Origin of the sequence: Pseudaquabacterium rugosum, assembly GCF_038066575.1 — a bacterium.
Classification (GTDB): Bacteria; Pseudomonadota; Gammaproteobacteria; order Burkholderiales; family Burkholderiaceae_C; genus Pseudaquabacterium; species Pseudaquabacterium rugosum.
The window spans coordinates 1-24,666 of the sequence record NZ_JBBUTF010000037.1 but is presented as its reverse complement, the minus strand read 5'-3'; the positions used below and the strand labels follow the sequence as shown (position 1 = coordinate 24,666).

Annotated in this window: 17 protein-coding genes and 1 pseudogene; 7 read left to right on the top strand and 11 right to left on the bottom strand. The window is 72.4% G+C overall.

Annotation, left to right across the window (positions count from 1 at the left end):
- Positions 1-39: 39 nt before the first annotated feature.
- Complete coding sequence (locus AACH11_RS24035; RefSeq protein ID WP_341376826.1) at positions 40-2,856, bottom strand: ExeM/NucH family extracellular endonuclease; 2,817 nt, start codon at positions 2,854-2,856, stop codon at positions 40-42.
- Positions 2,857-3,077: 221 nt separating this feature from the next.
- Positions 3,078-3,914 (bottom strand): NmrA family NAD(P)-binding protein, encoded by an 837-nt coding sequence (locus AACH11_RS24030; RefSeq protein ID WP_341376825.1) that lies wholly within the window; start codon positions 3,912-3,914, stop codon positions 3,078-3,080.
- A 118-nt stretch (positions 3,915-4,032) separates the two neighbouring features.
- On the opposite strand from AACH11_RS24030, the gene AACH11_RS24025 reads away from it, so the two are divergent.
- Positions 4,033-5,004, top strand: a complete 972-nt coding sequence (locus AACH11_RS24025; RefSeq protein WP_341376824.1) for an AraC family transcriptional regulator — start codon at positions 4,033-4,035, stop codon at positions 5,002-5,004.
- A gap of 920 nt (positions 5,005-5,924) precedes the next feature.
- Here AACH11_RS24025 and AACH11_RS24020 read toward each other — a convergent pair.
- Positions 5,925-6,578 (bottom strand): annotated as a pseudogene (locus AACH11_RS24020) (glycosyltransferase family 39 protein); the annotation flags it as partial.
- 57 nt (positions 6,579-6,635) lie between these two features.
- Between AACH11_RS24020 and AACH11_RS24015 the strand changes: the two are divergent.
- The 3 genes from AACH11_RS24015 to AACH11_RS24005 all read left to right on the top strand — a co-directional run bounded on the left by AACH11_RS24015 (position 6,636) and on the right by AACH11_RS24005 (position 10,263).
- Positions 6,636-7,727 carry a glycosyltransferase family 2 protein gene (locus AACH11_RS24015; protein ID WP_341376823.1) on the top strand — a complete coding sequence of 364 codons (1,092 nt, stop codon included), beginning with the start codon at positions 6,636-6,638 and terminating at the stop codon, positions 7,725-7,727.
- A complete protein-coding gene (locus tag AACH11_RS24010; RefSeq protein WP_341376822.1) occupies positions 7,724-8,764 on the top strand; it encodes a lysylphosphatidylglycerol synthase transmembrane domain-containing protein in 1,041 nt (346 codons plus the stop codon). The genes AACH11_RS24015 and AACH11_RS24010 overlap by 4 nt, the downstream gene beginning before the upstream one ends.
- 104 nt (positions 8,765-8,868) lie before the next feature.
- A complete protein-coding gene (locus tag AACH11_RS24005; protein WP_341376821.1) occupies positions 8,869-10,263 on the top strand; it encodes an esterase-like activity of phytase family protein in 1,395 nt (464 codons plus the stop codon).
- Between the two features lie 25 nt (positions 10,264-10,288).
- Here the strand turns inward: AACH11_RS24005 and pdxR are convergent, their stop codons facing one another.
- Positions 10,289-11,827, bottom strand: a complete 1,539-nt coding sequence (gene pdxR, locus AACH11_RS24000; protein ID WP_341376820.1) for a MocR-like pyridoxine biosynthesis transcription factor PdxR — start codon at positions 11,825-11,827, stop codon at positions 10,289-10,291.
- A gap of 164 nt (positions 11,828-11,991) precedes the next feature.
- Between pdxR and AACH11_RS23995 the strand changes: the two genes are divergently transcribed.
- Both AACH11_RS23995 and AACH11_RS23990 read left to right on the top strand, forming a co-directional pair.
- The gene (locus AACH11_RS23995) at positions 11,992-12,705 is read left to right on the top strand and encodes a pyridoxamine 5'-phosphate oxidase family protein (protein ID WP_341376819.1); all 714 of its coding nucleotides are present in this window, start codon (positions 11,992-11,994) and stop codon (positions 12,703-12,705) included.
- 178 nt (positions 12,706-12,883) lie between these two features.
- A complete protein-coding gene (locus AACH11_RS23990) occupies positions 12,884-13,846 on the top strand; it encodes a TOBE domain-containing protein (protein WP_341376818.1) in 963 nt (320 codons plus the stop codon).
- 49 nt (positions 13,847-13,895) lie between these two features.
- On the opposite strand, the gene AACH11_RS23985 is transcribed toward AACH11_RS23990, so the two are convergent.
- The 4 genes from AACH11_RS23985 to AACH11_RS23970 form a co-directional block, all read right to left on the bottom strand.
- Complete coding sequence (locus AACH11_RS23985; RefSeq protein WP_341376817.1) at positions 13,896-14,699, bottom strand: sulfate/molybdate ABC transporter ATP-binding protein; 804 nt, start codon at positions 14,697-14,699, stop codon at positions 13,896-13,898.
- Between the two features lie 19 nt (positions 14,700-14,718).
- Positions 14,719-15,510 carry a molybdate ABC transporter substrate-binding protein gene (gene modA / locus AACH11_RS23980; RefSeq protein ID WP_341376816.1) on the bottom strand — a complete coding sequence of 264 codons (792 nt, stop codon included), beginning with the start codon at positions 15,508-15,510 and terminating at the stop codon, positions 14,719-14,721.
- A gap of 116 nt (positions 15,511-15,626) precedes the next feature.
- The gene (gene modB / locus AACH11_RS23975; protein WP_423228811.1) at positions 15,627-16,322 is read right to left on the bottom strand and encodes a molybdate ABC transporter permease subunit; all 696 of its coding nucleotides are present in this window, start codon (positions 16,320-16,322) and stop codon (positions 15,627-15,629) included.
- 235 nt (positions 16,323-16,557) lie between these two features.
- Entirely contained in the window at positions 16,558-17,643 is a 1,086-nt protein-coding gene (locus tag AACH11_RS23970; protein ID WP_341376815.1) for an acyltransferase family protein, read from the bottom strand.
- A 202-nt stretch (positions 17,644-17,845) separates the two neighbouring features.
- Here AACH11_RS23970 and putA point away from each other — a divergent pair, with 202 nt between their 5' ends.
- Entirely contained in the window at positions 17,846-21,700 is a 3,855-nt protein-coding gene (gene putA / locus AACH11_RS23965; protein ID WP_341376814.1) for a trifunctional transcriptional regulator/proline dehydrogenase/L-glutamate gamma-semialdehyde dehydrogenase, read from the top strand.
- Between the two features lie 353 nt (positions 21,701-22,053).
- Here putA and AACH11_RS23960 read toward each other — a convergent pair whose 3' ends face one another.
- The 3 genes from AACH11_RS23960 to AACH11_RS23950 all read right to left on the bottom strand — a co-directional run bounded on the left by AACH11_RS23960 (position 22,054) and on the right by AACH11_RS23950 (position 24,544).
- A complete protein-coding gene (locus AACH11_RS23960) occupies positions 22,054-22,851 on the bottom strand; it encodes a transposase (protein ID WP_341376813.1) in 798 nt (265 codons plus the stop codon).
- A gap of 83 nt (positions 22,852-22,934) precedes the next feature.
- Positions 22,935-23,734, bottom strand: a protein-coding gene (locus tag AACH11_RS23955; RefSeq protein ID WP_341376812.1) for an IS5 family transposase whose coding sequence is annotated in 2 segments (ribosomal slippage) — positions 22,935-23,407 and positions 23,407-23,734 — 801 coding nt in all. Because the reading frame shifts where the segments join, the coding sequence is not laid out codon by codon here.
- 99 nt (positions 23,735-23,833) lie between these two features.
- A complete protein-coding gene (locus AACH11_RS23950) occupies positions 23,834-24,544 on the bottom strand; it encodes a PEP-CTERM sorting domain-containing protein (protein WP_341376811.1) in 711 nt (236 codons plus the stop codon).
- Positions 24,545-24,666 lie beyond the last annotated feature (122 nt).

The following is a 24,666-nucleotide window of genomic DNA, read 5'->3' as shown; positions in this document are numbered from 1 at the left end:
TCGGAACTCGGTCTGGGTGTCAGGGAGGGTGCGCGGGGCTCAGAACAGGAAGCTGCCGCGGCCCAGGCTGCCGCAGCCGACGTTCTTCAGCAGCGCCAGGCTGCGGGCGGCGGCGGGGCCGGCGGCATCCGGGTCGACGCTGATGACCGCGTCCGTGCCCGAGGCGCGGCAGGCGACATGGCCGCTGGCCAGCGGATCGGCCGCGCTGACGCGCAGCGCCTGCAGCACGGCGCGCAGGTTCAGCAGATCGCTGCCGGGCGTGAAGTCGGCCAGGGTCAGGCCGCCGGCGGCATCCGCCGTCAGCGCGAACTGGTCGCGACCGGCGCCACCGGCCACCGCGCGGCGGCCGGCGCCGATGGTGATCAGGTCGTCACCGGCGGTGCCGGCGAAGCTGGCACCCGAGGCCGTCAGGTAGGCGTCGTAGAGGTTCAGGCCCAGCACCACCGGGTCGTGGTCGGACGAGCGGTAGACGGTGGCCGCATACGGATCGGGCGCACAGGTCGCGCAGGCCGGCTGCTTGAACTCCAGGTTGTAGTCGTGGGCCAGTGATTCGTCGGCATTGATGTGCCAGTGGGCCAGACTGCCGACCTTGGCGGCCGCGGCCGCGCTGACGATCGCGTGGTCGAGCCGGCCGGCCGCGCCGTCGAAGACGTAGGAGTAGCCGAAGGCCTCGAAGCGCGGCGTCGGATCGACCCAGCCGTTGCCGGTCAGCGCGGCGATCGGGTCTTCCTGGGCGTAGGCGTTGAAGTCGCCCAGCAGCACGACGTCGGCGCTGCCGCTGGCGGCCTGCAGCCCGGCCGCCCAGGTGCGCAGGCGCTGGGCCTGGGCCGTGCGCAGGGCGTTCCAGCAGCCCTGGCCGTCGCCGCTGTCGGTGTTGCCGGCGGCGTCCGCGTCGCCCGTGGCCGGGCAACTGCCCTTGCTCTTGAAGTGGTTGACGACCAGCGTGAAGCGCCTGCCGTTGGCCAGCGCGAAGGTCTGGGCCAGCGGCGGGCGGTTGTGCACGCCGTCGCCATCGACGCCCGAGGCGCCGACCGGGCTCAGCCGCGCCGGCTTGTAGATGACGGTCGTCTTGATGGCATCGCTGCCGAAGACGCCGGCGGCCGCGCCCGGCGCCACCGCCCAGGTGCCGGCTCCGGCGCGGGCGTTCAGCGCGGCCACCAGGTTCTGCGCCGACACCGTGTCGTTCTGGATCTCCATCAGGCCCATCGCGTCGGCATCGATGGCGGTGATGGCGGCCACGATCTTGGCCTGCTGACGCTCGAACTCGGCGGCATTGCTGGCGCCGCGACAGCTGGCCGAGGCGCTCTGGCCGCTGACGCAGGTCTGGCCGCTGGCACCGCTGGCCGTCACGCCATTGGTGAAGGTGGTGAAGTAGTTCAGCACGTTGAAGCTGGCCAGCTTCACGTTGCCGACGGCCGCCGGTGCCGTCGTCGGCCGCGGGTGGGTGATCGCGTAACCCAGGCCGCCGATGTCGAGCGGCAGGATGCGCCAGTCGCCGATGCCGGTGGCGCTCGCCGTCGACGGGCCCCAGTCGACCACGCCGACGATCGGGCCGGTGACGGTGTCGCCGCCGCGCAGCGCGCCGGTCGGGCCGGTGAAGGGCGTCGGCTGGACGTTCTGCAGCGAGCTGCCGTCGTCCAGCACGATGCGGCGCGCGGCGTTGTCCGCGGCCAGGGCCTGGGCCTGCGGACCCGGGCGGTGGCGGTTGGTCGGCGTCTCCAGCCGGCCGCCGGCCGACAGCGTGAGCTGGCCGTAGCGGGCCTGGAAGTAGTTCTGGTTGACCGTCAGCGGGCCGGCCAGCGAGATCAGCATGCCCTCGACCCGCTCCAGCCCGCCGGCCAGCGGCAGGCGCAGCGGCGTCGGCGCGATGCTGTAGCCCGAGCCCAGCAGCGTGGCGCTGGGGCTGGTCAGCTCGGTGACGGTGCCGGTGGGCGTGCTGCCGAATTCGGTGACGGTGCCGGTCACGCGCAGCAGCTGCCCGACGGCCACCGTCGGCGCCGTGGCGGTGTAGACGTAGAGGCCATCGGACGTGGCGTCGTCGCCATCGCCGACCAGGGCCTGGATGAAGTAGCCGGCGTTGGTCAGGCGGGTGACCACGCCCTCGGTGCGCACCAGGCGGCCGGCGTAGGCGCTGGCGCCGCTGCCGCCCTGGATGGCCGGAATCGTCAGCGCCAGCGGCGTGACGACGCTGCCGCCGCCACCCTCGTTGCCGCTGCACGGCGCGGCCGCCGTCAGGCTGTTGCGCGGGGCCGGCGTGCCGGTGCTGAAGTCGGCGGCGTTGTTGCCGCTGTCGGTGCAGCCGTTGCCCGCGCGCAGCAGCGCGCTGGTGGCGCTGGCCGCCGGGGCGGCCGTGCCCTCGGCCCAGTTGGCCGTGCCGTAGCCGACCAGATCGACGACCTGCGCCGCGTAGGCCGCGCACGAGATGCTGCCGCCGTTGCAGGCCAGACCGTTGGCGGTGTTGGCCAGCACGACCTTGCCGTTGCTGCCCGACAGGTTGAGGCTGCCGCTGGCATCGGCCGCCGGCAGCGCCGTGCCGGTGGTCGAGGTGGCCAGCTTGACCAGCAGGTAGCGGCCCGGCGCCAGCGTGCCCGCCAGCGCGGTCACGCCATTGGCCGCGAAGGCGCCGGTGCCGGTGGCGCTCGCGTACTGCACCGACCAGCCGCTGACGTCGACCGCGGTGCTGCCGCGGTTGAACAGCTCGACGTAATCGCTGGCCCAGGTGTTGCCGTTGCCGCCATAGACCTGGCTGATCACGACCTGGGCCCCGGCGCCCTGGGCCAGCGCCCACAGCAGCGGCGCGAGCCGGGGTGCGCGCAGGCGCGAGGGGACGGAGCGGGCGGTGGACGGACGCGTCATCGGTGCGGGGGGCCGGGGCCGGAAGGAGGGGGTGACTGCTCGGTCGGATGACGGCTGCCGCCGGGCGGCACGCCGTCGTCCGTGCAGGATACGCGTCAGGCGGTGTGTTGTCCGCCGGATCGCCGGCCCTGTGACCGCTCTGCCACACCATTGTGGTGACGGCAGATGACGGTCCCGCGACGCACCGTCCGGCCCCTCCCCCGCGGACCCGGGGTCCGGGCTCAGCCCAGCCAGGCCGCGCGGTGCGCCTGCGCGTAGTCCTCGAAGCGGCGTGGCGCGCGGCCGGTGATGCGCTCGACCGCATCGGTCAGCCCGGCGGCATGGCCGGCCTTGAAGGCGTCCAGGATCACCAGCATGAACTCGACGTAGTCGGCCGGCAGGCCGGCGCCCAGCAGGCCCTGGCGCATGACCGCCGGCGGGATGTCCTCGTAGCGCAGGCTGCGGCCGGTCACGCGCGACAGGATGGCCACCACCGCATCGTGGTCGAGCGCCTGCGGGCCGGTCAGGTCGAAGGCCTGGTTGTCCAGGTCGCGGCGCGTCAGCAGCGCGGCGGCCACCGCGGCGATGTCACCGGCATCGATGAAGCTGCCCTGGGCCGTGCCCAGCGGCAGGCGCAGCACGCCTTCGTCGCGCAGGCCCTGCAGCCAGAAGGTGTGGAAGTTCTGCATGAACCAGTTCGGGCGGATCACGTTCCAGGCCAGGCCCGCGGCCTCCAGCCGGCGCTCGGACTGGCGCATCGGGATGGCCTCGTCGGCATTGGCGCCGAGGGCGGTCATCAGCACCACCTTGCCCACGCCCGCGGCGCGCGCCGCGTCGATGGCCGGATCCAGCACCCGGTTCTGCGGCACGATCCCCGGCGGGGCCATCAGGAAGGCGGCATCGGCGCCGGCCATGGCCTCGGCCAGACCGCGGCCGCTGACGAGATCGACCGGCACCTGGCCGGCGACCGGGCGCGCCTGGCTGGAGGCCTGGCGCACGGTGTGGCCGGCCGCCTGCAGCAGGGGAACCAGGGCACTGCCGACCTGGCCGCGGGCGCCGAGAACGAGAACGGTGGACATGGATGAAGACTCCGATGGGTGGGACATGACCGCCATGGTGCGCCGCCACATCCGTACTTCACATGGCTTTTCGTCCGTTATTCATGTCTGATCGTACGGATGCACGCAGAATGCCGCCATGGACGACGACGACCTGTGGAGCCCGCTGATCCGCGACACCGACCTGCAGCGCCAGCCGCTGGACCTGCGCGCCCTGGCGCCCGGCCGCGCGCTGGTCTTTCCCTGCGAGCGCAGCGTCGGCCTGCACCTGGTGCTGCACGGCCGGGTCTGGCTGCATGCCGAGGGTCTGGCCGCGCCGCTGGCGCTCGGTGCGGGCGATCTGGCGCTGATGGCCCGCGGCTGCCGCCACCGCCTGGCGCTGTCGGACACGCTGCAGGGCCTGGACGAGCAGGCCATCGTGCCCGCCCTGCCCGAGACCCTGGCACCGGCCACCGATGAAGGCTCGGTGGCCACGGTGGTCGGTGGCGCCTGGCAGGTCTGGCACACGCCGGTCCACCCCTTTCTGGCCGACCTGCCCGCCTGGCACGTGGTGCGCGCCGACAGCCAGGCGCCGGACAGCCCGCTGGCGCAGGCCGTGGCCCTCGCACGCCATGAGACCGGCCCCGCCCGGCCCGGCCGCCGCATCGTGCTGCAGGGCCTGCTCGACCTGCTGTTCGTCCATGCGCTGCGGGCGGCGCTGGCCGAGGCCCCGGCGCCGCGCCAGCCGGGCTGGACCCAGGCCGCGCAGGATCCGAAGATCGCCCGCGTGCTGGCCCGCATGCATGCCGACTGCGCCCGCGCCTGGACGCTGGAGGACCTGGCGCGCGAGGCCGGCCTGTCGCGCACGCTGCTGGCCGAACGCTTCCGCGCCGCGCTCGGCGACACACCGCTGAACCATCTGCGCACCGTGCGCATGCAGCGCGCGATGCATCTGCTGGCCACCACCGGCCAACGCCTGGAATCGGTGGCCGCGGCCGTCGGCTATCAGGACGCCTTCGCGTTCTCGAAAGTGTTCAAGCGCATGGTCGGCACCTCGCCGGCCGCCTTCCGCAAGCTGGATGCCGCGGAGCGGGCCCACCCCTGGCGCTTCCCGCGCCAGGCCGGGGCCTGATCGGCGGGGATCCAGGCCCGGTAGTCGCGCTGCAGGGCCGGGTCGCGCGTCCAGGTCGGGGCCAGGCGCCAGTGCCATTGCGCATGGACGGCCGGCGGCGGATCCAGCCGGCCCCGGTGCAGATCGTGGCGGTCGTGGCGCGCCGGATCGCCGGCGGTGGCCACCCACAGCGTGCGACCGGCCGGCAGGCCGCGCGAGGCGTAGGCCGGCCATTCATCGGCGGTCAGCACGTGCGCCCGGGGAAACTGGCCACGCAGGCCGGCCGCCAGGCGGGGCGGATGCACGACCAGCGTCTGCACGTCGGGCGCGACCGCCTGCACCGCTTGCGCCAGCGCGGCCACCGGCTCGTTGAGCTGGCCGGGTTGGCCGAGCCAGCCGGCCAGCGGTGCGCGCGCGATCTGGCCGAACAGCAGCAGCGCGGCCAGCGCCAGCGTCGTGCGCTCGTGCCGGCACCAGACCTCGGCCGACGGCAGCCGCGGCAGCAGCAGCCAGCCGGCCAGTGGCAGCGCGAACAGCAGCGGCTGCAGCCAGCGGTTGCGCAGATGGGACAGGCCGCCGACCAGCACCAGTGCCAGCAGGCCGGCCAGCAGCAGCGCGGCCATCAGCGCCACCAGCCGGCGCACGGCCGGAGCGGCGGCCCGGGCGCCGGAAGGCAGGCCGGCGGTGGCGGTGGCGGTGGCGGATGTCACGGGCGCGGCCAGCCCATCGCGCCCCGGCGCTCGCCATCCGGCCCGCCAGACCGGCCCGCCGATCTGCACGCCGAACACCAGCGCCCACAGCAGGCCGGCGCTGAGCAGCCCCGTCAGCAGGCTGAGCAGCCCCTGGGCCCGCGCGGCCCAGGGCCCGTCGGCGCCCGGCGCCATCTTCTGCAGCGTGCCCTGGCTGGCCGCGGGCAGGTGCTGCGCCAGCCAGGCCAGATGAGGGGCCAGCAGCAGCCCGGCCAGCGCGGCCGCGGCCAGCAGTGCCGGCACACGCAGGCGCGCCCGCAGCGCCGGCACGCCGACGGCCACCGCCAGCAGCAGCAGCACCCACAGCGCCGCGTTGTACTTGCCCAGCAGGGCCGCGGCCGCGGCCGCGCCGCAGACCAGATGGTGGACGGCCCGGCCCTCGCGCACCAGCCGCACCCAGGCCCCCAGCAGCACGGCGCAGGCCGTGGTGGCCAGCACGCTGTGGGTCAGATCCCGCTGCGATTCCCAGCCGATCTGTGGCAGCCACAACATCGCCGCGGCCGCCGGCGCCGCGGCCGCGCCGATCAGCGGCCAGCCGGCCCAGGCCACGGCCAGGTACAGGCTCAGCAGCAGGAGGTTCTTCAACAGCGCCAGGCCGGCGATGGACGGCCCGGTCAGCGCGAAGACGCCCGCCTGCAACCAGGTGTAGAGCGGCGGCTGGGTGCCGTAGCCCCAGGCCAGCTCCCGCGTCCACAGCAGTTGTTCGGCCTCGTCGAGCTCGGGCGCCGGCGAGACCCAGATGCGACCCAGCGCCTGGGCCGTGAAATAGGCGATGGCCAGCCACAGCCAGGCCCTCAGGGCCAGCGGCCTTGATGGCCGACAAGACCGCGTCGCATGCGTTGTCATGCCCCTAGCTTATGCTCACCGACACGTCCCCGGGCCCGCCGCCGGCATCGCCATCGCATGTCCTACACCGTCGCTCCGCCACGCTCCCTGACCGCCTTCCTGAGCGTACCCGCACCCGCGCCACGCCCGGCGGCGCGCCCCGCGGTCTCGGTGGTGGTGCCGATCTACAACGAGGTCGACAACCTGGCCGATCTGGTCGATCAGGTGCACGCCGCGCTGGCCGCCCGGCCGGGCGGCTTCGAGCTGATCTGCGTCGACGATGGCTCACGCGACGGCAGCGACCGCCGCCTGCAGGCGCTGGCCGCCACCCGCCCCTGGCTGCGCCCGCTGCGGCTGGCGCGCAACTACGGCCAGTCGACCGCGCTGCAGGCCGGCTTCGACATCGCCCGCGGCCGCTGCATCGCCACGCTGGACGGCGATCTGCAGAACGATCCGGCCGATCTGCCCGCCCTGCTCGACCGGCTGGACACCGATCCGGACATCGACATGATCTCGGGCTGGCGCCACCAGCGGCAGGACGGTGCACTCTCGCGCCGCCTGCCCTCGCGCCTGGCCAACCGCCTGATCTCCTGGGCCACCGACGTGCAGCTGCACGACTACGGCTGCGCGCTCAAGGTCTACCGGCGCGAGATCATCGAACGCATCCACCTGTACGGCGAGCTGCACCGCTTCATCCCCTCGCTGGCGCGCGAGGCCGGCGCGCGCATCGCCGAGGTGCCGGTCCACCACCGGCCGCGTACCCGCGGCCAGTCCAAGTACGGCATCGACCGCACCTTCCGCGTCCTGCTCGACCTGCTGCTGATCGTCTTCGTGCTGCGCTACCGCCAGCGGCCGCTGCACATCTTCGGCGGGCTGGGGCTGGCCATGGGCCTGCCCGGCGGCATGATGCTGCTGTGGCTGCTCGGCCTGAAGCTGGTGGCCGGCCAGCCCATCGGCCAGCGGCCGATGCTGATGGCCGCGGTGATGCTGCTGCTGATGGGGCTGCAGTTCATCGTCGCCGGCGTGATCAGCGAGATGCTGATGCGCGTCTACCACGAAGGCCGGCCGCACGCGCAGTACCACCTGCGCACCGACGTCACGCCGCCATCGGCCCAGGCTCCGGGCCGTGATCCGGGCCGCGATCCGGACGGCGCCCGGCGGGCGGCATGAGGCTGCGGCGTCTGCTCAAGCCACTGATCGCCCTGCTGTTGCTGGGCCTGGTGCTGGCGCTGGTCGATCCGGCGCAGGTCTGGGCCACGCTGCGCGGTGCGGATCTGCGCTGGCTGACGCTCGGACTGCTGGCCCTGCTGCTGGCGAACCTGGCCTCGGCCCTGCGCTGGCGCGCGCTGTGCGCCTGGATGGGCATGCGCCTGCCGCGCCACTGGAGCGTGCGCACCTATTTCCACGCCGCCGCGCTCAACGTGGTGGTGCCCGGTGCCGTCGTCGGCGGCGACGTGATGCGCGCCGCCGCGCTGCAGGGCCGCGGCCACCGGCTGCTGCCCGCCTCGCTGTCGGTGCTGGGCGACCGCCTGAGCGGCCTGTGGCTGCTGCTGGCCCAGGGCGTGGCCGCCCTGGCCTGGGGCCTGGGCACACCGGGCTGGCAGGCGCTGGCCGCGCGCTGGCCGGTGCTGGAGCGCCTGGCCTCCGGCCCGGTGCTGATGGCGGTGCTGGCGGCGATGCTGGTGCTGCCGGGGGTGCTGCTGTGCGCCATCGGTGGGCGGTTCAAACGGCGCGACGGGCGGGCCATGGACGGCCCCCCCGCATCGACCGCCCTGCCGCCCGCCGTGGCGGGCAGCCTGCCGCACCGCCTCGGCCTGCTGGCACGCACCATGGGGTCACACCCTCAGGCTGGACGTTTCTACGCCGGCCAGTGCCTGCGCTCCTGGGTCGTGCAGGCGCTGTCGGTCTCGACACTCGGCTGCGCCGCGCTCGCCATCGGCGTGCCGCTGGACGCCTGGATGGTCGCCGCCGCCGCCGTGCCGATCACGCTGATGGCCACGCTGCCGGTCAGCCACGGCGGCTGGGGCACACGCGAGGCCGCCGCCGTCATCAGCCTGGCCCCGCTGGGCGTCGAAGCCCCACAGGCCGTCGCCCTCTCCGTCCTCTGCGGCCTGCTGCCCATCGCCCAAGCGATGCTGACCTTCATCGGGGAAGGGGTCAGGTCTTGCCTTTTGTCAGCCATAAGAATGACAAAAGGCAAGACCTGACCCCGATCGGACGCCGATCCGGCGCCACACGGCCGTCACGCGATGCGGGCACGCTGGCGGGCTCTGTCCAGATCCGACCGGCCCCAGGGGCCGCGCAGTGCCCGATGACGTTCCTCCCCGCGCTCGTTCCGTCCCGCCTCGCCGCCGCGCTGGCCGCGGCCCTCGCCGCCCTGGCGGTCGCACCCGCCCAGGCCCAGATCGAGGTCCAGGCCGTGCTGGCCGGCCATGCCGCCCTGCCCTACGACACCACCGTGGCCGCGCCCGCCGATGCCGGCGCCTTCTTCGCCACCGCTGGCAAATTCGCCACGGCCAACCGCCAGCGCACCGAGGCGCTGGGCAGCCAGAAGGCGCAGACCTTCGTCGGCGATCCGAAACACCTGCGCCACACCGGCGGCGCGCTGCCGATCCGCGGCCAGGCGGTGCAGGGCTTCTCGGGCATCGTCTCCCTGGGCGGCGGCGAGTTCCTGGCGCTGACCGACAACGGCTTCGGCAACAAGATCAACTCCCACGACGCGCTGCTGATGGTGCACCGCGTGCGCGCCGACTGGGCCAGCGGCCGCGTCGAACGCCTGGCCACCACCTTCCTGCACGACCCCGACCGCAAGATCCCGTTCGCGATCCAGAACGAGGCCAGCGACAAGCGCTACCTGACCGGCGTGGACTTCGACATCGAGTCGATCCAGGTCGTCAACGGCGAATGGTGGATCGGTGACGAGTTCGGCCCCTACGTGCTGCGCACCGACGCCACGGGCCGCGTGCTCGGCGTGGTGGAGACGGTGGTGGGCGGCAAGCCGCTGCGCGGCCCCGACCACTACCTCAACGGCCGCCTGGGCAACCTGCCGGGCGAGGTGGCCTTCGAGGTGCGGCGCTCCGGCGGCTTCGAGCCGATGGCCCAGTCGCCCGACGGCAAGACGCTCTACCCGATGTTCGAGTGGCCGCTGTATGACGCCGCCAGCAAGGGCTTCGAGCGCCACGGTGGCCAGACCTACACCCGCATCCTCGAGCTCGACGTGGCCACGCGCAGCTATGGCACGCGCCAGTGGAAGTACAAGTTCGAGGTCGACGGCAACGTGGCCGCCGACTTCCAGCTGCTCGACGCCACCACCGGTCTGGTGATCGAGCGCGACGATGCCAGCGAAGGCGTGGCCCCGGCCTGCCCCGGCGAGAGCCGCGCCGACTGCTTCAGCCACCCGGCGAAGTTCAAGCGCATCTACAAGATCGACCTCGCCCAGGTCGACGCCGACGGCTTCGTGCGCAAGGTGGCCTTCATCGACCTGACCCGGATCGCCAACCCCGACCGCCGCGCCAAGATCGGCCCGAATGAGGCGGTTTTCGCGATGCCGCACCTCGGCCCCGAGGGCCTGGCCATCGTCGACGCCGGGCACATCGTCGTCGTCAACGACAACAACTTCCCCTACTCGGCCGGCCGCGTGCCCGACAAGCCCGACGACAACGAGCTGGTGCTGCTCGACATCCGCGCGCTGCGGGCGGCGCGCTGAAGGGAGCGGGGAGCGCGGGGAGGGGTCAGGTCTTGCGTCTTGTCAGCAGTCTGGGGGACAAAAGGCAAGACCTGACCCCCTGCGCCAGGATCCGGACGTGGCCATCCATCGCCTCCTCGGGCGTGTTGCCGTAGCCCAGCACCAGGCCGCGGTCCTCGGGCCGCGGCGCCATCGCGAAGGCCGACAGCGCGTGCGGCGCCACGCCCTCGGCCGCGGCCGCCGCGGCCGCTTCCAGGTCAGGGAAGCCGGCCGGCAGGCGCAGGCACAGGTGCAGGCCGCAGCGGCCGCCCTCGATGCGATGCGGCAGATCACCCAGATGCCGGGCCAGCGCTGCGCCCAGCGCCTGATGGCGGCTGCGGTAGAGCCGGCGCATGCGGGCCAGATGACGGCTGAACTGGCCGCTGGCGATGAAGTGCGCCAACGCGCGCTGGGTCTGCAGCGGCCCGCCGCGCAGCCACTCCCGCAAGGGCGCCATCACCGCCGGCAGCAGGCGCTGCGGCAGCACCAGAAAGCCCAGGCGCAGCGCCGGGAACAGGGTCTTGGAGAAGGTGCCGACGTAGAGCACCGGTGCGTCGGGCCGCAGGCCCTGCATGGCGGCGATCGGTGCCCCGGCGAGGCGGAATTCGCTGTCGTAGTCGTCCTCGATGATCCAGGCGTCGTGCGCCTGGGCGGCCTGCATCAGCGCCAGGCGACGCGCCACCGAGAGCACCGCACCCATCGGATACTGGTGCGAGGGCGAGGTGTAGATCAGCCGCGGCGGGGCCTCGCGCCAGTCGTCCTCGGTCCAGCTCAGGCCCTCGGCATCGACACGGCGGGGCAGCACCCTCAGGTCGCCGGCCAGCAGGGCCGCCCGTGCACCGCGGTAGCCGGGCTCCTCCATCCAGGCGGTGTCTCCCGGATCGGTCAGCAGACGCACGCACAGCGACAAGGCCTCCTGGGCGCCTTCCGTGATGACGACCTGGGCCGGCGTGCAGTGCACCCCGCGCGAGACCGCCAGATGGGCCGCGATGGCCGCCCGCAAGGCCGGCAGGCCCTGCACGTCGCCATAGTTCAGATCGAGCGCTGAGGATGTCCGTTGGGCACGGTCCATCGCCTGACGCCAGGCGACATGGGGAAACTGTCCGAGTGCGGGGATGCCGGGGCGCAGCGCCGTCAACTCGGACGGCAAGGTCGGGTGCACCGGCAGCGTGGCCAGACGACGGGCCAGCCGGGGCGGGGCCGCCCCGGTGGCGACCGCCCGGACCGCCGACTCACCCGCCGGGATCGGGGTCGCCGCACGTGCGCCTGCCCCCCAGGGCCCGAGCCGGGCCACCACCGTGCCCCGCCGGTCCGCCTGCAGCCAGCCTTCGGCCAGCAGCTGCTCGTAGGCCAGGCTCACGGTGTTGCGCGAGACCCCCAGCACCTGCGCCAGGACCCGCGTGGCCGGCAGACGCAGCCCCGGCGGCAGCCAGCCGGCCGCCACGCCGTCGCGCACCCGCTGGCAGAGCTGACGCTGCAGCGGCTCCGGCCGGTGGGGATCCAGCGGCGCTTCCAGCGCGGGCAGGGCATCGGGCAGGACCGTCATCGCGTGGCACCATCAAATTCAGCGATTGTGGACCTTTCCGCCAGGCCAGCGACACCCTAGGCTGACGCATCCCCCAAGCGCACAGGCCCTGCCGTGCAGCGGGGGACCGCGACATTCCCAACCGCTGACCTCAGGCCCCTGCGCCGCCCTCTTCCGTGACCTCGATGCCCACTGCACCTGACGCTGCCGCCTATCCCGTCGACGCCCTCAACCGGGTCAAGCGCTGCAACGACCGCGCCGCCTACGACCACGCCACCGTCCATGCCCTGCTGGACGGCGGCATGCTGTGCCACGTGGCCTGGGTGCTGGACGGCCAGCCCCTGTGCACGCCCACCTTCTACTGGCGCGACGGCCACACGCTGTACTGGCACGGCAGCAGCGCCAGCCGCATGCTGCGCCAGCTGGCGCAGGGCCAGCCGGCCTGCCTGACCGTGACGCAGCTCGACAGCCTGGTGCTGGCCCGCTCGGCCTACAACCACTCGGCCGACTACCGCTCGGTGATGTGCTTCGGCCAGGCCCGCCTGCTGGAGGACCCTCAGGCCAAGGCCCAGGCCCTGGTGGCGATGGTCGAGCGCCTGTTCCCGGGCCGCGATGCCACGCTGCGGCCGCCCACGGCGCAGGAGATCAAGGCCACCGCCGTCATCGCGATGGACATCGAACGCGCCAGCGCCAAGCTCCGCGATGCGGGCGTGGTCGACGACGAGGCCGACCACGCGCTGCCGATCTGGGCCGAACGCCTGCCGGTGCACACCGTGCTGGGCGAGCCCGAGCCCTGCAGCCGTCTGGCCGAGGGCCTGCGGCGCCCGGCTGATCTGGCCGGCTGGCGGCCGGGGCGCGCGCTGGAGGAGGCCTTGCGTGAGGCGCAGCCGCAGGCCTGATCGGTCGTCAGGCCACGCGTGACGCGTGAGGCGTGACACGTGAGGCATGAGGCATGAGGCATGAGGCATGACGGGGCGATGGCCGATCGGCGCAGCGTCGCGCGTCATGGCACCGCGGCACCTCGGACAGGGCCTGCGGTGCACCCGCCGGCCGCCCGCGGCCCCCTACACTGCCGCCATGCCCCCGCGCCCTGCTCCGCCACCGCCCGGCGTACCGACACCAGCGCCAACAACATCAGCGCCCACACCCGCACAAGAGCCGGCGCCCACCTCACCCCTGATCGGCCGCCTGACCCTGCAGACCCCGCTGGGTGCGGCACTCAGCGACAGCCGCATCCGGCTGCTGGAGGCGATCGACCGCTGCGGCTCGCTGAACCGCGCCGCGCGTGAGGTGCCGCTGTCCTACAAGGCCGCCTGGGACGCGCTGGACACGATGAACCGGCTGGCGCCGCAGCCGCTGGTGGTGCGCGCCACCGGCGGCGTCGGCGGCGGCGGCACGCGGCTGACCGACTTCGCCCGCCAGACGATCGCGCTGTACCGCGCGATGGAGAGCAACCAGCAGGACATCCTCGACCGCCTGGGTCAGACCTGGGGCGAGGTGCCGGCCGATGCCGACGCGGCCACGCTGCGCACCTTGATCCGGCGGTTGGGCATGCGCAGCAGCGCGCGCAACCAGTTCGCGTGCCGGGTCAGCGGCCTGCACGACAGCGGCGGCAGCGTCGAGGTGCAGCTGATGCTGGCCGAGGCCGGCGAGATCCCGCCGGCGAATGGCTCCGACCCCACGCTGCCCACCACATCGCCCGACACGCCGCCGGTGACGCTGCAGGCCACCATCACGCCGGAATCGACCGCCGCCCTGGGCCTGGCGCTCGGGCGCGAGGTCTACGCGCTGATCAAGGCCCCGGTGGTGCAGATCCTGACGCGGCCGCCCACGCGGCGCCAGCCCGGCCGCAACCAGCTGCCGGGCCGGGTGCTGTCCATCCGGCCGGCGACCACCCGCACCGCCGTCAGCCTGGGCCTGCCCGACGGCACGGTGCTGCATGCGGCGATCGACAGTCCGGGGGCCGCCGATCTGGCCGTCGGGGTCTCCGCCTGGGCGGTGTTCGACAGCGACCAGATCGTGCTGCTGACCTTCGGCTGATCCGGCCGGCACTGGCTGTGGCTGCAGCGCCGGCCCAGGGCAGCCGTCCTCAACCCTGCGGCGCGACCACGCTCCGCAAGCCGCGCCGGCGGGCCGCATCGGCCACCACCGGCGGTGGTGCGGCCAGACGCTCGCGCGCGGTCTCGCGGCTGTCGCCGGTGCGCAGGTCGACTTCGCGCAGCACCTGCCCGCCGTCGATCACCAGCACCTGGTCGGCGATGGCGGCCACATCGTCGATGTCGTGGGTGATCAGCAGCAGCGGGATGTTCCAGCGGGCGCGCACGGCCGCCACCTCGTCGCGCAGGCTGGCGCGCAGGGACGGGTTCAAGGCCGAGAACGGCTCGTCGAGCAGCAGCACGGCGGGGTCGTCGGCCATCGCCCGGGCCAGGGCCACGCGCTGGCGCTGGCCGCCGGACAGGGCCGCCGGTCGGGCCTGGGCCAGGGCCTGCAGGCCGAAGCTCTCCAGCAGTGCATCGACCCGCTCGGCGTCGGCCGCCCGCAAGCGCGGCCGCCACCAGCGGGTCAGACCGAAGGCGACGTTCTGCCGCACCGTCAGGTAGGGGAACAGCGCGTGTTCCTGGAACAGATAGCCGACGCGCCGCTCGGCCGCCGGCACGTCGATGGCCGCCTGGCGATCGAACACCGTGCGCCCCGCCACCCGCACATGGCCCTGATCGGGCCGCAGCAGACCGGCCACCGCCTGCAAGGTCATCGACTTGCCCGCACCGGAGGGGCCGTAGAGCGCCAGCACCGGCGCATCCGAGCGGGCCTGCACCGAGAGCTCGAAGCACCGGCTGCGGTCGCTGACCCGCAGGCGGATGTCGAGGTCGAAGGTGGTGGTGGCGGTCGGCATCGGCGGGCGCTCCGGTGGCTCAGGGACGGCCGAAGCCGGCCTTGGCCAGCGTCGCCTGCGCGTCCGCGCCGAGCAGGAAGGCGAGGAAATCGGCCGCCTGCGGCTTCAGCCGCCCGTCGCTGACCAGGGCCGCCGGATAACGCACCGGATCATGCCCATCGACCCGGCTCACGACCCTCACCTTGTCGGCCATGACGGCGGCATCGGTGGCGTAGACGAAGCCGGCATCGACCTCGCCACGGGCGACATAGTCCAGCACCTGGCGCACGCTGTCGGCATGGATCAGGCGGGGCTCCAGCGCGGCCCACAGGCGCGCGGCCTCCAGGCTCTGCCGGGCATAGCGGCCGGCCGGCACCGAGGCCAGCTTGCCGATGGCCACCCGCTTGACGGCCGGCGCGGCCAGATCAGCCACGCTGCTGACCTTGGCCAGCCCGGTGACGTCGGCCGGCACCACCAGCACCACCTGGTTGCTGGCGATGTCCTTGCGCGAGGCCGGATCCAGCAGCCTCTGCGCGATGCCGCGGCTCATCGTCTCCTCATCGGCGCTGATGAAGACATCGACCGGTGCGCCCTGGGCGATCTGCTGGATCAGCACGCCGGACGCGGCGAAGTTGAACTGCAGCTTCACGCCCGGACGGCTGGCCTCGAAGCGCGGTGCCAGGTCCTTGAGCACGTTGGTCAGGCTGGCGGCGGCGGAGATGGTCAGCGTCTGGGTCTGGGTCTGGGCCCGGGCGGCCAGCGAGGACAGGCCCAGACACAGCGCCGCGACCGGCACCAGCAGACGACGACGGATCAGGCGGGACGGGAACATCAGCGGACTCCGTGAGGGACAGGACAGGACACGACAGGTGGGCGATCCGGACGGGGATGGACCGGGATGGATCAGGATGGCGCGGGGTGCAGCGGGTCGGCCGGAGGGCGGCGGCATCAACCCCGGGAGAACAGCCGGTTGGACACCAGCAGGACGGCCACCGACAGCACCGAGGTGATCAGCACCAGCACCAGCGCCGTGTCGTCGTCGCCGGCCTGGACCGCGTCGTAGATGGCCATCGACAGCGTCTGGGTGCGACCGGGAATCGAGCCGGCGATCATCAGCGAGGCACCGAACTCGCCCATCGCCCGCGCGAAGGCCAGCAAGGTTCCGGCCAGGATGCCGGGCGCGGCCAGCGGCAGCGTGACCCGCATGAACACGCCCCACGACGACTGGCGCAAGGTGCGTGCCGCCGCCTCCAGCGTGCGGTCGACCCCGCCGAAGGCCGCGCTGGCCGACTTCAGCACCAGCGGCAGGGCCACCACGGCCGACGCCAGCACCGCCCCGTGCCACGAGAACACGACGCTGTAGTCGAAGTGCGTGCGCAGCCAACCGCCGAGTGCGCTGCGGCGCCCGGCCAGCAGCAGCAGGCCGTAGCCGATGACCGTGGGCGGCAGCACCAGCGGCAGCATGCACAGCGCCTCCAGCAGGCCACGGCCGGGCAGTCGGGTGCGGGCGACCACCCAGCCCAGCGCCATGCCCAGCAGCCAGGCGATCAGGGTGGCCAGCCCGGCCACGCGCAGCGACAGCCACAGCGGAGCGGCCGCAGGGCTGCTCAGCCAGGACAGGGAGGACGACAACAGGTCGATCACGGCGAGGTCAGCGCAGCGTTGTACAGGAAAGGCCATCACGTCAGGCCCGGTCACAGCAAGACGCAGACCAGGGCCACCACGACACCCGCGCGGCGTGGGATGTCGACCCTGACACCACGGCAGCGGCGAGGGCACCGGCCGGAGATCAGGATCGCTGTATTGTCGTGTAAATAACGATCCGACGGATCCGGGCCGTGGCAGAACCGACAAACGTGACGACCGGGGTCCGGATCAATCACGTCGGTGGCGCGGCGGCCGTGCGCCGGCCAATGGGCGCCAGCCAGCGCTGGAAGCACCGCCGCCACCACGCCCGCGAGCGCTCGGCCGGCACCCCCACGGCCACCACCACCGCCAGCGTCAGGCCGTAGACGAGAGCGATGTGCGCCGGCGCCCCGGGCGTGTCGGCCCAGGGCGACAGCCCCGCCACACAGCGCAGCACCGGCAGGTGCATCAGGTACAGCGGGAAGGTCAGCGTCGCCGCCCGAGCCACCGGCCGCTGCAGCGCAGCCAGCCAGCCACCGGCCCGTCCCATCACCTGATGCAGGCCCAGCAGGTGCAGACCGAAGGCCGCACCGTCGAGCAGGTCCGACGCCAGGCTGGCGCTGATGCCCGGCAGATCCACCGCCAGCGCGTCACGGTGCCAGGGGCTGGCCAGCAGCAGCAGACCGCCGCCGACGGCCAGAAGCAGCGCCAGCGGCGCCGGCAGCCGCCAGACCGGATCCTGGTGGCGGCGGCACACCCACACGCCGGCCAGCCAGACCGGTGCCAGCGCCAGCACGGCCGGCCCGGCCACGAGCGCGACGAGCACCCCCACCCCCCAGCGCCGCCCGCCGCGCAGATACACCAGGACCGCGAACAGCACGTAGTAGCTGAACTCGTAGGACAGCGACCAGAACGAGCCGTTGTTCGGAGGGCTCATCCCGAGTTGCCAGACGTCCTGCAGCATCACCAGGCTCATCAGCCAGCGCCAGAGGGCATCGGGCTGCGCGCGCTCCCAGGGCACGGCCGAAGCGGCGGGCAGCACCGCATCACCCACCCACTGGGCCAGTGCGCCCAGCGCCAGGGCCGGCACCACCACCGAGTACAGGCGTGCCAGCCGCGCCACCGCGTAGTCGCTCAGGCGGTGCTCCCGCGTGGCGATCACGTGCTGGATCACGTAGCCCGAGAGCACGAAGAAGACCATCACCGCCGTCGGCCCGTACTGGCCGACCTGCCACAGGAAGCCGCCGGTGATGCCCGCGCCGAACGCGTGATGGACCACCACGACGCAGGCCGCCAGCAGCCGCACCGCATCCAGGTACACCGACAGGCCCGGCGCCATCGTCCTTCCCTCCCGGAAGCGGACGTTACCCGGCCAGGGCGCCGCACGTCCACCGTGGCCGATGACGGGGCCAACCGGGCCCGGACGATGGATCGCCGAACATTGTTCGGCGATGGCGATCAGCAACCGAACAAGATGCAGCCTGGAATGACGATCATTGGCGGAAGCACCGATCACCCCGTTCATCCCACGCCGCACGCCCATGCCCACCTCCCGCACCGCCCCGGCCGCCCCCTTCGCCCCGCCCTCCCCGCTGGCCGCCAGCGCGCTGCGCCAGGCCATCGCCGCGGCCACCCGCACCCCCGAGCCGCAGGCCGTGGCCGCGGTGCTGGCCGGCGCGCGGCTGCCGGCGGAGATGGCGCCACGCGCGCAGGCCCTGGCCACCCGCGTGGCTCAGGGCCTGCGCGAGCGCAAGGCCTCGGCCGGCCGGGCCGGGCTGGTGCAGAACCTGCTGCAGGAGTACGCGCTGTCCTCGCAGGAAGGCGTGGCGCTGATGTGCCTGGCCGAGGCGCTGCTGCGCATCCCCGATGCGGCCACGCGCGACACGCTGATCCGAGACAAGATCTCGCGCGGCCAGTGGGCGCGCCACCTGGGCCACAGCGGCTCGCTGTTCGTCAACGCGGCCACCTGGGGCCTGCTGATCACCGGCAAGCTGGTGGGCACGCACAGCGAGAACGGGCTGTCGGCCTCGATCGGCCGGCTGGTGAGCCTGGGCGGCGAGCCGCTGATCCGCAAGGGCGTGGACATGGCCATGCGCATGATGGGCGAGCAGTTCGTCACCGGCGAGACCATCGAGGAGGCGCTGGACAACGCCCGACATCAGGAGCAGCAGGGCTTCACCCACTCCTTCGACATGCTGGGCGAGGCCGCGATGACGGCCGCCGATGCCGAGCGTTATCGCCGCGACTACGAGCGCGCCATCCACGCCATCGGCACCGCCTCGGCCGGGCGCGGGATCTTCGGCGGGCCGGGCATCTCGATCAAGCTGTCGGCGCTGCACCCGCGCTATGCCCGCGCCCAGCGCGAGCGGGTGATGGCCGAGCTCTACCCGGTGCTGGTGCGCCTGTGCGCGCTGGCCAAGCGCCACGACATCGGCCTGAACATCGACGCCGAGGAGGCCGACCGGCTGGAGATCTCGCTGGACCTGCTGGAGCAGCTGGCCTTCGAGCCGCAGCTGCAGGGCTGGAACGGCCTGGGCTTCGTCATCCAGGCCTACCAGAAGCGCTGCCCGCACGTGATCGCCCACGTGATCGACCTGGCGCGGCGCGCCGGACGCCGCATCATGGTGCGCTTGGTCAAGGGCGCGTACTGGGATTCGGAGATCAAGCGCGCCCAGCTCGACGGCCAGGCCGACTACCCGGTCTACACCCGCAAGCCGCACACCGACGCGTCCTACATCGCCTGCGCCCGCCTGCTGCTGGCCGCGCCGGACGCCGTCTACCCTCAGTTCGCCACCCACAACGCCCACACCCTGGCGGCCATCCACGAGCTGGCCGACCCGGCCACCTGGAGCCCCGGCCAGTACGAGTTCCAGTGCCTGCACGGCATGGGCGAGCCGCTGTACGAGCAGGTGGTGGGCGCGGTGAGCGCCGGCAAGCTGGGCCGTCCCTGCCGCATCTACGCCCCGGTGGGCACGCACGAGACGCTGCTGGCCTACCTGGTGCGCCGCCTGCTGGAGAACGGCGCCAACACCTCCTTCGTCAACCGCGTGGCCGATCTGGAGCTGCCGATCGCCGAGCTGGTGCGCGACCCGGTGGCCGTGATCGACGCCTGGGCCGCGGCCGAAGGCGGCCCCGGCCGGCCGCACCCGGCCATCCCCCTGCCCGGTGACCTGTACGGATCCGGCCGCCCGAATGCCCGCGGCCTGGATCTGGCCGATGACGACACGCTGGCCACGCTCGACGCCGCGCTGCAGGCCTCGCGCGCCACGCCGCTGGCCGCTGCACCCATGCTGGCCGAGGGCGCGCAGCCAGCCCACGGCCTGACGGCCGCGCTGAGCGGAGGCGAAAGCGGAAGCGAAAGCGGATCGGGCATCGGCTCGGCCACCGCGGCAGCGATCACCGCCGCGGTCAGCCACGGCCCGGCCGCAGCCGCCCAGCCGGTGCGCAACCCGGCCGACCACGCCGACCTCGTCGGCACCGTGCGCCAGGCCACGCCGGCCGAGGTCGATGCCGCGCTCGCCGCCGCCAGCCGTGCGGCCGTCGACTGGGCCGCCACCGCCCCGGCCGAGCGCGCCGCCGCCCTGCGCCGCGCCGCCGACGGCCTGGAGGCGCAGCAGCGCCCGCTGATGGCGCTGCTGATGCGCGAGGCCGGCAAGACCGCCTCCAACGCCATCGCCGAGGTGCGCGAAGCCGTCGATTTCCTGCGTTACTACGCCGCCCAGGCCGAGGGCTTCGACCCCGCCACGCACCGCGCGCTCGGCCCGGTGGTCTGCATCAGCCCCTGGAACTTCCCGCTGGCCATCTTCGTCGGCCAGGTGGTGGCGGCGCTGGCCGCCGGCAACACCGTGCTGGCCAAGCCGGCCGAGCAGACGCCGCTGGTCGCCGCCCAGGCGGTGCAGGCGCTGTGGGACGCCGGCGTGCCGCGCGCCGCGGTGCAGCTGCTGCCGGGCGACGGCGCCGAGGTCGGTGCGCGCCTGGTGGCCGACGGCCGCATCCGCGGCGTGCTGTTCACCGGCTCGACCGAGGTGGCGCGGCTGCTGCAGCGCGCACTCGCCGGCCGCACCGACGGCCAGGGCCGCGCCCTGCCGCTGATCGCCGAGACCGGCGGCCAGAACGCGATGGTGGTCGACTCCTCGGCGCTGACCGAGCAGGTGGTGACCGACGTGCTGGCCTCGGCCTTCGACAGCGCCGGCCAGCGCTGCTCGGCCCTGCGCGTGCTGTGCCTGCAGGACGAGATCGCCGACCGCACGCTGGAGATGCTGCTGGGCGCGATGGCCGAGCTGCGCGTCGGCGACCCGACCCGCCTGGCCACCGACATCGGCCCGGTCATCGACGCCGAGGCCCGGGCCGGCATCGAGCGCCACATCGCCGCGATGCGGGCCCAGGGCCGCCGCGTGCACCAGATCTGCGCCCACACCGGCCAGCGGCTGGACGACGGCACCCACGTGCTGCCCACCGTCATCGAGATCGAGGACCTGGCCGAGCTGCAGCGCGAGGTCTTCGGCCCGGTGCTGCACGTGCTGCGCTGGCGCCGCGACGAGCTCGACGGCCTGCTGGCCCAGATCAACGGCACCGGCTACGGCCTGACCATGGGCCTGCACACCCGCATCGACGAGACCATCGTCCGCGTCGTGCAATCGGCCCATGCCGGCAACGTCTACGTCAACCGCAACATCGTCGGCGCGGTGGTCGGCGTGCAGCCCTTCGGCGGCGAAGGCCTGTCAGGCACCGGCCCCAAGGCCGGCGGCCCGCTCTACCTGTACCGCCTGCTGGCCGAACGGCCGGCCGATGCCGCCCAGCGTGCCGTGGCGCAGGCCGCCGGCACGCCCGACGTGCGCGCCACCGCCCCGGCCAACGCCGCGCTGCAGGCCCTGATCCACTGGGTGGGCGGCCGCGACCGCAGCCTGATCGACGACTGCCGCGCGCTGGCCGCCCGCGCCCCGTCGACCGAGGGCGTGACGCTGACCGGCCCGACCGGCGAGCGCAACGTCTGGCGCCTGGCCCCGCGCGAGGCCGTGCTGGGCCTGGCCGACACCGAACGCGACCGCCTGCTGCAGCTCGCCGCCACGCTGGCCGTCGGCAGCCGCGCCGTCTGGCCGATCGAGGCCGAGGCCCTGCACGGCCGCCTGCCCGACGCGGTGCGCCAGCAGGTCACGCTGGTGCTGGACTGGACCGCCCCGGCCGCCCGCTTCGACGCCGTGCTGCTGCACGGCAGCACCGCCGAGCTGGCCAGCGTGCAGGCCAGCCTGGCCCGCCGCGACGGCGCGGTGATCAGCGTCGAACGCCTGACCCCGGGCGAACGCGACATCCCGCTGGAGCGCCTGGTGATCGAGCGCTCGCTGAGCGTGAACACCGCGGCGGCGGGGGGGAATGCGTCGTTGATGACGATCGGGTGAGGGGGGGGTAGCGGGGATGCAGGCCCGCCATGCTTCGCCTCAGCTGCCCTGACGCCATCGCCGGATTCGCTTCCACCCCGGTGGCTGGCGGCGTGATCGTGTGGTTCCTCGCGTGCAGCGCCACGCACTTGTTCAGGTGATGCAGCTTCGCCGCGGCGCCCCGCACCGCGAGGTGCGCTTGATCCACATCACACGGATGTGTGTGCCTCCTGCCCTAGGGACGGTCTGCACAATGCGCATTGAGATGTGCTGATACGACCCGATCGCGCTTCGCGCTCGAAATCGGCCGCACGACCTGCCGCAGCGCCCGGAAATCACCGAACGAAGGCCCGTCCAGCGCGTTGCAGACGCACTCATCCCCCCACCGTCATCAACCGACGTCGCGCCATCCAGATGTTGGACAGCGCGAACAGCGTGTGCAGTTGCGCGGTGTTCTTGGCCAGTCCGCGGTAGCGCACCTTCACGTGCCTGAACTGCCGCTTGATCACCCGGAACGGGTGCTCGACCTTCGCCCGGATGCGCGCCTTGATCACCTCAAGTTGCTCCGTCCACGCGCCCACCTCGCAGTCAGGATCCAGCAGCTTGCGCTTGCCCGGGCGCATGGCCACGTTCCAGCGCACGCCCTTGGCCGCGTCCGGCCGCTTGTGCGCCCCCTGATATCCGGCGTCACCCCAGGCGTCCGTCTCCTGGCCGTGCAGCAGGCTGTTGCCCTCGACCACGTCGTTGACGTTGCCGGCCGTGCCGCGCACGGTGTGCACCAGGCCCTTGTGCTGCAGCAGATCGTTGATCGTCTGGAGGATCTGAGGGGCCAGCTTGTGCTTCTCCAACACATGCCGGAACCTCAGGATGGTCGTTTCGTCCGGCAGACGATCGTCCCAGCCGGACAGCCCGGCGAACTCACGGAACAGCGGCACGTCGTGCAGCGCGTCTTCCATCGCCGGGTCGCTCAGGTTGAACCACTGCTGCATGAAGTGGATGCGCAGCATCGCTTCGGGCGGAAACGGCGGACGCCCGCGCTTGCCCTTGGGCAGGTACGGCGTGATCAGCGCCACCAGGTCCGACCACGGCACCACACGCTCCATCTCGCCGAGGAACTCCCGCCGCCGGGTGCGCTTGGTCGACTGTCCCAGGCCGAGGCTTTGCTGCTTCATGGGGGGATCGTCTCAGGTCGAGGCTGGGCGGCCAAGCATGGCATGGTAGGTCTTCTGCAGACTGTCCCTAAGAGCCGCTAACATTACCCAGAAAGCAAACGCATACAGATGATGCAGCAAGCCAGCGACAGAAGCGCCACGTGAGTGGCGATTTGACGCTCGAACCGGATCCGCAGCTTGCCGAAGGCTGCCAGCCAGGCATGCGTGCGTTCCACCACCCAGCGATGCTTGCCCAATCGATCGTTGCGTTCGATACCCTTGCGGGCGATCCGCGCCTGGATGCCGATCTTGCTCAGGTGCTGCCGACATCGCATGAAGTCGTAGCCCTTGTCAGCATGCAATTTTCGCGGCCATCGCCTTGGTCGTCCGCGCTTTCCCGGGACAGCCGGTAGCGCGTCAACCAGCGGCTCGAAGACGATCGAATCGTGGCGATTGGCTCCGGTGACGCAGAACGTCAATGGGATGCCGTTGACGTCCGTGATGAGGTGCCTCTTGCTGCCGAGCTTGCCCCGATCGGTCGGGTTGCGCCCCGTGTACTGCCCCCCCGGGGGCTGGAGACCGAGGCTCCATCAATGCTGACTCGACTCAGGTCCAGTCGGTCGGCGGCCCGCAACTTGGCCAGCAACACCAGATGCAACTGGTGCCAGACACCACTGGCCTGCCACTCGCGCAGCTTTCGCCAGCAGGTCATTCCACAGCCGAAGCCCAGCTCTTGCGGCAGGTCCTCCCAGGCGATACCCGTGCGCAGGACGAACAGGATGCCGTTGAGCGCCTGCTCGTCGGACAGACGGGGCCTCCCGCCTTTGGGTGAAGGTTGATGCTTCGGCAGCAGCGGCTCGATCTGTGCCCACAGTGCTCCGCTGACTTCTTTCCTTCTGGCCATCGCCTCTCAACCGCTCAGTCTGGACCTCAGATGAGAGGTAATGTTAGCCGCTCTTAAACCAATTGGCCTCCGCGGGACACAGGGCGGTTCAATTCAGGATCAAGGACGCTTGCTTCGAGCGGCAGCTGCCAAGGCGACGGCCACCAGCGCCAGCGTTGTGGGCTCAGGCACGGTATTGCCGGTGGGCACGGTCGACTGGTTGTCGGTGGTCAGCCGGAAGTTGTCGAAGGTCCAGGCGAATGATTGCGCGTAGTCGGCATTCGCCGGATTGACGCGCAAACGCATACCCAAAGAGGTATCGTTGGCCGCGATGGCCGCGTTGAACACAGAGGTGATGTCAAAGCTGATCACATCACCCGGGGACAAGGACAAAGGAGACGCAACAAAGCTGCCAATGGCCCCAAGGGTCGTCGCCTGATAGTCTGAAATGTCTTCGATGTTGTTGCCGGCATAGGCCTCAACAAAGATGGTGCCAGTGAACGGGATGCTGTTGACGCCTGGAAACAGCCCGCCTTCCTTGAAGATGCTGAAGGTGACAAAGGCCGAGCTGGCGCTGGATTGCCCGGCGATGTTGTACTCGGAGAGGCCACGCACCTCTTCAGAAGCGAAGCGGCCGACCTCTGCCTTGCCCGACGGGTTGCCAAAGGCACCACCGGTGTTGGAGTGGAAATGGCTGCCGGCGCTCACGTCTGAGCCTGAAGCAACTGCGAACGTAAAGCCGTTGGTAATGAGGCTAGCCTGTGCGGCCGAACTGGCCAGGGCGATGGCCGTGGCTGCGGCGATGCCGCTGAGCTGGCGAAGACGGTTCATTGAAGGGCGGTGTCAACCTTGAAGTGCAACACCTTGAGTTTGCCGTTGCCCCCGTTTGAGCAACTCCGCCTCGACGATTTCCATATAGACCTCGCGCGGGGTCCGGAAGTCGAGGATCTTGC